Source organism: Saliniramus sp. (assembly GCF_035311605.1).
Lineage (GTDB): Bacteria > Pseudomonadota > Alphaproteobacteria > Rhizobiales > Beijerinckiaceae > Saliniramus.
Genome location: NZ_DATGCW010000350.1, coordinates 1 through 5,064, shown reverse-complemented (window position 1 = coordinate 5,064; position 5,064 = coordinate 1). Strand labels below are relative to the sequence as shown.

General features: G+C 64.9%; 4 protein-coding genes. 1 reads left to right on the top strand and 3 read right to left on the bottom strand.

Features of this window, described 5'->3' with window-relative positions; all coding sequences use genetic code 11:
• From VKP01_RS15470 to VKP01_RS15460, 3 genes are all read right to left on the bottom strand, one after another.
• The coding region (locus tag VKP01_RS15470) for a peptide deformylase (RefSeq protein ID WP_324413857.1) at nucleotides 1-199 on the bottom strand (199 nt) is incomplete at its 3' end.
• 87 nt (nucleotides 200-286) lie between these two features.
• A complete protein-coding gene (locus VKP01_RS15465; RefSeq protein WP_324413855.1) occupies nucleotides 287-2,569 on the bottom strand; it encodes an NADP-dependent malic enzyme in 2,283 nt (760 codons plus the stop codon).
• Between the two features lie 124 nt (nucleotides 2,570-2,693).
• Nucleotides 2,694-4,562: an ABC-F family ATP-binding cassette domain-containing protein gene (locus VKP01_RS15460; protein WP_324413853.1), complete on the bottom strand. Its 1,869-nt coding sequence runs from the start codon at nucleotides 4,560-4,562 to the stop codon at nucleotides 2,694-2,696.
• 147 nt (nucleotides 4,563-4,709) lie between these two features.
• On the opposite strand from VKP01_RS15460, the gene VKP01_RS15455 reads away from it, so the two are divergent.
• Nucleotides 4,710-5,064, top strand: a 355-nt coding sequence (locus VKP01_RS15455; protein WP_324413851.1) for an aldo/keto reductase, incomplete at its 3' end; no start/stop codon positions are given.

Sequence of the window (5,064 nt, the reverse complement as noted above, 5' to 3'; positions counted from 1 at the left end):
TCTCCCTTTCGAGATCGCAGACCACGACGCGCTTCATCACGCCGATCTGGATCGCCGCGAGGCCGATGCCACGCGCCGCATACATCGAATCGAGCATGTCGCGCGCCAGATCACGGATCTCGTCCGTGATGGCGATGACGGGCTCGCAGACCTGCCTCAGGCGGGTATCGGGCAATATGACGATGGCTTTGCGCGACATGATGAGCGGGAGATAAGCCGTGCGGCGAAGAAGGTCAACGCTGCCGCAAGGCTTCGCTTGCGGGAAATTTGCATGTGGCACGGCGGCTCAAGGCGCGGCCTGCGCCTCCACCACGGCGATGGCGGTAATATTGACGATGCCGCGTGCCGTCACCGACGGCGTCACCACATGGGCCGGACGGGCCGGACCGATCAGGATCGGGCCGACAGGCAGCGCATCGGCCAGCCCCTTGGTGAGCTGGTAGGCAATGTTGGCGGCATCGAGATTGGGCATGATCAGCACATTTGCCTCCCCCTCCAGCCGCGAATGCGGCATCACCCGCTCGCGGATGATCTGCGAAAGCGCCGTATCGGCCTGCATCTCGCCATCAACTTCGAGCGCGGGCGCGCGCTCGCGGATGATCTGGAGCGCCTCGCGCATCTTCATGGCGGAGGGCGTATCGGCGGAGCCGAAATCCGAATGCGAGACCAGCGCGATCTTCGGCGCGATGCCGAAACGGGCGACATGCTCGGCGCAGGCCACCGTCATGTCGGCGATCTCCTCGGCAGTGGGATCGGGGCGCACGTGGGTGTCGGCGAGGAAATAGGCGCCCTTGTTGGTGATCATCAGCGACATGGCGGAATATTCGCGCACGCCCGGCGCGAGGCCGAGAATGTCCTTGATATGCCGCAGCCGCGAGGCGAAGCGCCCCTCGAGGCCGCAGATCAGCGCATCCGCATCCCCGCGCCGCACGGCGATGGCACCGATCACCGTGGAATTGGTGCGCACCAGCGTGCGCGCGGCATCGGGGGTGATGCCCTTGCGCCCGGCCACGTCGAGATAGGTCGCGACGTAATCGCGATAGCGCGGATCGTCTTCCGGATTGACCAGCTCGAAATCCTCGCCCGGGCGGATCGAAAGACCGAAGCGCTTGAGCCGTGTCTCGACGACCGAGGGACGCCCGATCAGGATCGGTCTGGCGATGCCGTCTTCGAGCAGCACCTGGGCGGCGCGCAGGACGCGCTCATCCTCGCCCTCGGCATAGATCACGCGCTTGGGCTCGGCCCGCGCCTTGGTGATCAGCGGCTTCATCAGGAAGCCGGAGCGGAAGACGAAGCGTTGCAGCGAATCCTCATACGCCTCGACATCGGCAATCGGCCGGCGCGCCACGCCGCTCTCCATCGCGGCCAGCGCCACGGCGGGGGCGATGCGCAGGATCAGGCGCGGATCGAACGGGCTCGGGATCAGCGATTGCTTGCCGAAGGGCCGCGCCTCGCCGCCATAGGCGCGCGCCACCACTTCCGAGGGCGCCTCGCGCGCGAGCGCCGCGATCGCCTTGACCGCAGCCGCCTTCATCTCCTCGTTGATGGTGGTGGCGGCGACATCAAGCGCCCCGCGGAAGATATAGGGAAAGCACAGGACGTTGTTGACCTGGTTGGGATAATCCGAGCGCCCGGTGCAGATCATCGCATCGGGCCGCGCCGCCTGCGCCTCGTCCGGCATGATCTCCGGATTGGGATTGGCCAGCGCCATGATCAGCGGCCGCTCGGCCATTTTCTCAAGCAAATGCGGCTTGAGCACGCCCGCGGCCGAGAGGCCGAGGAAGACATCCGCGCCCGCGATCACGTCGGCGAGCGTGCGCGCCTGCGTATCCTGCGCATAGACGGCTTTCCAGCGATCCATCTGCGCCTCGCGCCCCTGATAGACCACGCCCTCGATATCGGTGACGGTGATGTTCTCGCGCTTCACGCCGAGCGTCACCAGCAGGTTGAGGCAGGCGATCGCGGCAGCGCCGGCGCCGGAGGTCACCACCTTGATCTGCGAGAGATCCTTGCCGGCGAGTACCATAGCATTGGTCACGGCCGCGCCGACGATGATCGCGGTGCCGTGCTGGTCGTCATGGAAGACGGGAATATCCATACGCGCCTTGAGCTGCTCCTCCACATCGAAGCATTCAGGCGCCTTGATATCCTCGAGATTGATGCCGCCGAAGGTCGGCTCCAGCGCGGCGACGACATCGACGATGCGTTCCACTTCATCGGCCTTGATCTCGATGTCGAACACGTCGATCCCGGCGAATTTCTTGAAGAGAACTGCCTTGCCCTCCATAACGGGCTTTGAGGCGAGCGGGCCGATATTGCCAAGCCCCAGAACGGCGCTTCCATTGGAGACGACGGCGACGAGATTCTGCCGTGCGGTCAGTTCGCCCGCCCTGTCCGCATCCTCCACGATCGCCTCGCAGGCCGCCGCCACGCCGGGCGAATAGGCGAGTGCGAGATCGCGCTGGTTGCCGAGCGGCTTGGTTGGCTGGATCTCCAGCTTCCCAGGTTTGGGATGCGTGTGGTAGACCAGAGCTGCGGATTTCAGATCATCGGATATGTTGCTGCCCACGGCCTTGCGCCCTTCTTCTCGTTGCATCGCCTCGCAGGCAATTCGTAGCCGCGTACGACGCCATCGGCAATCCTCATGCGTATCCGGCGGATCTGCAAAGCTGGTTTAACCGGATTCCGGCTGATCAGCCCTCGAGCGCCTGCGAAATCTCCAGCCACTCTTCTTCCGCCCGCTCCAGCGCCTCCGCCGCTTCGCCGCGCATGCGGGAAATCTCGGCGGCTTTCTGCGGATCGCGCCGGAAGGCCTCACCGTCACCGATGGCCGCGTCGATCTTGGCGATCACGCCGGTAAACTTCTCGATGCGTGCCTCGACCTGCGCGAGCTGCTTGCGCAAAGGCGCCTGTCGGGCGCGCTTCTCGGCTGCGGACTTGCGATCATCGTTGCGTGCGGGACGCTCTTCGCGACGGGCATCACGTCCGCTCGCCTCCTCCAGACCACCCGAGAGCACGAATTTGCGGTAATCCTCCATATCCCCGTCGAAGGGCTTGACCCGCCCGCCGCCAATCAGCCAGAGCCGGTCCGCGCAGGCCTCGACCAGAAAACGGTCGTGGCTGACGATGATCACCGCGCCGTTGAAATCGGCGATCGCCTCGACGAGCGCCTGACGACTGTCGATATCAAGGTGGTTGGTAGGCTCGTCGAGAATCAGCAGATGCGGTCCGTCAAACGCCGCGAGCCCCATCAAGAGCCGCGCCTTCTCGCCGCCGGAGAGCTTTTCGACCGGCGTATCGCCCTTGTTGCCCGGAAAGCCGAACCGGGCTGCGCGGGCGCGGATCTTCGCCTCCGGCGCACCGGGCATGCGCTCGGCCACATGCGCGACGGGGCTCGCCTGCGGGCGCAACTCGTCAAGCTGGTGCTGGGCAAAGTAGGCGACCTTCATCTTCGACGAGGCGACCATATCGCCCTTCATCGGTGTGAGCCGCCCGCCAATCAACTTGCAGAAGGTTGATTTGCCGTTGCCATTGGCGCCGAGCAGTGCGATCCGGTCGTCGGGCAGGATGGAAAGGCTGATCCTGTCCAGAACCGGTTTCTCATCGTAACCTGCAGCCGCGCCTTCCAGCGCGATCAGCGGCGGCGAGAGCAGCTTTTCGGGGCTGGGCAGATCGAAGGCAAGCGTCGCCTCCTCGGTGATGGTGACGATCGGCTGGAGCTTCTCCAGCCGCTTGAGCCGCGATTGCGCCTGACGCGCCTTGGTGGCCTTGGCGCGGAAACGGTCGACGAAGCTCTGAAGATGCTTGCGTTCGCTCTCCTGCTTGGCCGCGCTCTTTTGCAAAAGCATCTGCTTTTCTGCCCGCTGGCGGGCAAAGGACGTATAGCCGCCGCGATAGAGCGTCAGCTTCGCGCTATCGAGATGCAGGATGTGATCGACACAGGTATCGAGCAGGTCGCGGTCGTGGCTGATGACCAGCACCGTATGCGGATAGCGCGCGAGGTAATCGTAGAGCCAGAGCGTGCCTTCGATATCGAGATAGTTGGTGGGCTCATCGAGCAGCAGCAGATCCGGCTCTGAGAAGAGCACGGCAGCGAGCGCCACACGCATGCGCCAGCCCCCGGAGAAGGACGCGCACGGTCGCGCCTGTGCCTCGGCATCAAAACCCAGCCCGTGCAGGATCGCCGCCGCGCGCGCCGGCGCGGAATACGCCCCGATATCGGTCAGACGCGTCTCGATCTCGGCGCGGTGAACGCCCTCGGCGGTCTCGGCCTCGGTCATCAGCCGCGCACGCTCGGTATCAGCGGCGAGCACCACATCAATCAGGCTCTCCGGCCCGCCCGGCGCTTCCTGCGCCACGGTGCCGATGCGCCGGCCCTTCGGCATGCCGACCTGGCCGGATTCAGGCGAGAGTTCGCCCAGCAGAATGCGAAACAACGTCGTCTTGCCGGTGCCATTGCGCCCCACGATCCCCACCCGCGCGCCATCGGGCACCGCGAAGGAAGCGTTGTCGAGCAGAATGCGCTCGCCGAGCCGGTAGGTGAGATCATTGACGTGCAGCATGCGGCGACTTGTGCCGCCGCAGCGGCGGTTTTGCAAGAGGGATGAGATCCGCCACCCGTTCGCGACATATCTGTTACACAGCCGAGGGAATGATACTCTATGCTCACGCGCAAATCGAATCGCCAAGCCTCCGCAAAGGAACCAAGCATGCAATACCGCCCCCTCGGCCGCACGGGCCTTCAGGTCAGCGCCATCTGCCTCGGCAGCATGACCTGGGGTGAGCAGAACAGCGAGGCCGAGGGCCACGCGCAGATGGATTACGCCTTCGAACGCGGCATCAATTTCATCGACGCCGCCGAGCTCTACCCCATCCCGCCGAAGGCCGAAACGCAGGGCGCGACGGAGGAGATCATCGGCTCCTGGATGGCACAGCGGAAAAACCGCGCTGACGTCATCCTTGCCACGAAAGTGATCGGGCGCTCGCAGAATACCTGGTTCCGCGATGACGGTTCGCCGGCGGAGCTCTCCCGCGCGCAGATCATGGAAGCGGTCGACAAGAGCC

Bases quoted from the DNA above. Each gene is read 5' to 3' on its own strand.
- VKP01_RS15460 (WP_324413853.1), bottom strand. From the start codon at position 4,562: ATGCTGCACGTCAATGATCTCACCTACCGGCTCGGCGAGCGCATTCTG.